We start from the raw sequence: 2,472 nt of genomic DNA, 5'->3' as shown, positions 1-2,472 counted from the left end.
GGTCGCCGCGGGCGGCGAAGGCGTGGGCGACGGCCCGGCCGATGCCCCGGGAGGCGCCGGTGACGAGGACGCCCCTGGACGCGCGGTCCCTGGCGAGGTCGTCGGCCGGGAGGGAGAGATGACGGGCAGGACGGGTCATGTCCCCACCTTGATCCGCGTCATGTCGTGATGTCAACATTCGAACATGACGGAAGAAGCCCTGCGGAAGGCGGCCCGGCGCGGGCTCGCCGACGAGGTCGCGGACTCGGTCCGCGACGCGATCTTCGGCGGACGCTTCGCGCCCGGCGCCCCGCTGCGGGAGGTCGAACTCGCCGAATCGCTGGGCGTGAGCCGCGGCGCCGTCCGTGAAGGCCTCGCCCGGCTCCAGCGCGAGGGGCTGATCCGCACCGGCTGGCACCGCCCGACCACCGTCGTCGAGGCGACGGCCGCCGACGTCGAGGAGGTCTACCGCGTCCGCGCCGCCCTCGACCGCCTGGCCGCCGTCACCGCGATGCAGCGCGCGACGCCGCGGCAACTCGACGAACTCGACCGGCTCGTCGACGAGATGGCCGCCGAACTCGCCGCCGGAGCCGGCGTTCCCCGCCTGCTCGCCCTCGACATGGCCTTCCACGACCGGATCTACGACGCCGCCGGCAACCGCCGCCTCACCGAGGCCTGGCAGGCCGTACGGTCGCAGGTGTTCCTCTTCCAACTGCAACGGGTGACGCTCGCCCGCGGCCGGTACCGCGCGCTGGTCGCCGACGAACACCGCGAACTCGCCCGGCTGCTCCGCGCGGGCGCCGCCGAGGACGTCCTCGACCGGCTCGCCGCCGAGCACGTGGACGTCGCCCGGCGCAGCCTGCTGGCGCTGCTCCCGGAGGCCGCCGACCGGCGGTGACCACTTCCCATGAATCGGTTCGGCCGGCGGGCCGACGGAGTAACGTCCGTCGCACAGCCGTCAGCTTCGCTCTGTCCGAGTGCCCATCGCACGAGAGGAACCCTCACGATGTCCGACTCCCCGCAGATCGACGTCGTACGCCGCTTCTACGACGCCCGGGGCGACCTCGACGTCATCCGCTCCTGCGTGGCCGAGGACGCCCGCTGGGACGTGACGGAGGGCTTCCCCAACGGCGGCGTCTACGACGGCCTGGACCGCATCGTCGGCGACTTCTTCCCCTTCCTCGCCGACTTCAGCGAGTTCCAGTGCATCGGCGACGCCTTCTACGAGGACGGCGACCAGGTCATCGTTCTCGGCCGCTACCTCGGCACCACCACGAAGGGCCGGCAGGTCACCTCACGCTTCGCCCACTTCTTCACCCTCCACGCCGGCCGGATCACCCAACTCCGCCAGACCTCCGACACCCTCCCCATCGCCCGCGCCCTGGAGAACTGACTCCGCTGCTTCACCGCACGACGGCCGACCTCGCGAGGAGCTTGGCGAGGGCGGGGCCGTGCTCGTACGCGAGCGGGGCGAGCTCCGGGGGCAGGACGAAGCCGTCGGGCAGGCGGCGGTAGGCGGCGGCGATCTGCTGGTGGTGGGCCTCGGCGAGGGCTTGGGGCCAACTGCCGGTCAGGGGTGGGCGCATGCGGGATTCGGCGGTCAGTGCGTGGTGGTGGGTCGCGGCTTCGGCGACGGCTTGGTCGAGGGTCCAGTCGGCGATCGGGGTGCGGTCGGGGCGCCACGGGGTGAGCCAGCGGCCGGGTGGGGTGCCGAGGATCTCGGCGGCGAGTTCCTCGGCGATCAGCGGGGAGGCGTGCAGGCCGTCGCGGTGGGTGCCGGTGACCGTCCACAGGCCGGGCCGACCGGTCGGGCCGATCAAGGGGTGGCCGTCCAGGCCGATGGGCCGGTTGCCGTGGTGGACCTGCAGCAACCGGGCGTTGGCCAGGCCGTGGTGGAGCTGGCCGAGGGCCGCGTCGAGGAGGAACCGCAGCGCGCCCGGGGTCGGGTGGGTGCCCGGGGCGAGGGCGGGGTTGGCGCTCGCGCCGACGTACCACGTGCCGTCGGCCTGGGGGACGGCGTGCAGGCCGCACGCGTAGGCCCGGTTCGGGGTACGCAGGACGGCGGGCAGCGCGGCGGGGGCGGTGAGGGTGACGGCGGTGCCCTCCGCGCAGACGACGGGCAGCAGCGCGAGGTCCGGGTCCAGCTCCTCGACGAGCCGCGTCGTCCAGGCGCCGGTGGCCAGCACCATGACGGGTGCGGTGGCCCGCGTCTCCGGGGTCTCCAGGGCGTAGCCGTCGCGGTGGGGGAGCAGCCGGCCGGCGGGGAGGGGGAAGGCGTTCGGCAGTGCGGCGAGTGCCGCGTCGAGCGTCTCCAGCCAGCGGCGGGCGTCCAGGAACGCCTCGTCGGGCAGGTGCAGGGCGTGCAGCGGGCGGTCGTTGTCGAGCGCGCAGACGCCCGGCACCTCCGTCGGGTCTACCTCCTCCGCCGCCAGCCGGTGCTCGGCGGCGGCCCGGCCGATCGCGGCGAGGGACTGCTGGTCGAGTCCCGAGCCG

At 74.4% G+C, this 2,472-nt stretch carries 3 protein-coding genes; 2 read left to right on the top strand and 1 reads right to left on the bottom strand.

Annotated elements, in window-relative coordinates; all coding sequences use genetic code 11:
* Positions 1-184: 184 nt before the first annotated feature.
* Together AB0O00_RS35615 and AB0O00_RS35610 are read left to right on the top strand one after the other, a co-directional pair.
* Positions 185-877, top strand: a complete 693-nt coding sequence (locus tag AB0O00_RS35615; protein WP_363658847.1) for a GntR family transcriptional regulator — start codon at positions 185-187, stop codon at positions 875-877.
* Between the two features lie 108 nt (positions 878-985).
* Entirely contained in the window at positions 986-1,372 is a 387-nt protein-coding gene (locus tag AB0O00_RS35610; protein WP_363658846.1) for a nuclear transport factor 2 family protein, read from the top strand.
* Between the two features lie 10 nt (positions 1,373-1,382).
* Here the strand turns inward: AB0O00_RS35610 and AB0O00_RS35605 are convergent.
* The coding region (locus tag AB0O00_RS35605; protein WP_363658845.1) for an FAD-dependent oxidoreductase at positions 1,383-2,472 on the bottom strand (1,090 nt) is incomplete at its 5' end.

The sequence above is a fragment of the Kitasatospora sp. NPDC093558 genome, from assembly GCF_040683475.1.
Lineage (GTDB): Bacteria > Actinomycetota > Actinomycetes > Streptomycetales > Streptomycetaceae > Kitasatospora.
This window is presented reverse-complemented; position numbering and strand designations above follow the sequence as displayed.

Bases quoted from the DNA above. Each gene is read 5' to 3' on its own strand.
- AB0O00_RS35615 (WP_363658847.1), top strand. From the start codon at position 185: ATGACGGAAGAAGCCCTGCGGAAGGCGGCCCGGCGCGGGCTCGCCGAC.
- AB0O00_RS35610 (WP_363658846.1), top strand. From the start codon at position 986: ATGTCCGACTCCCCGCAGATCGACGTCGTACGCCGCTTCTACGACGCC.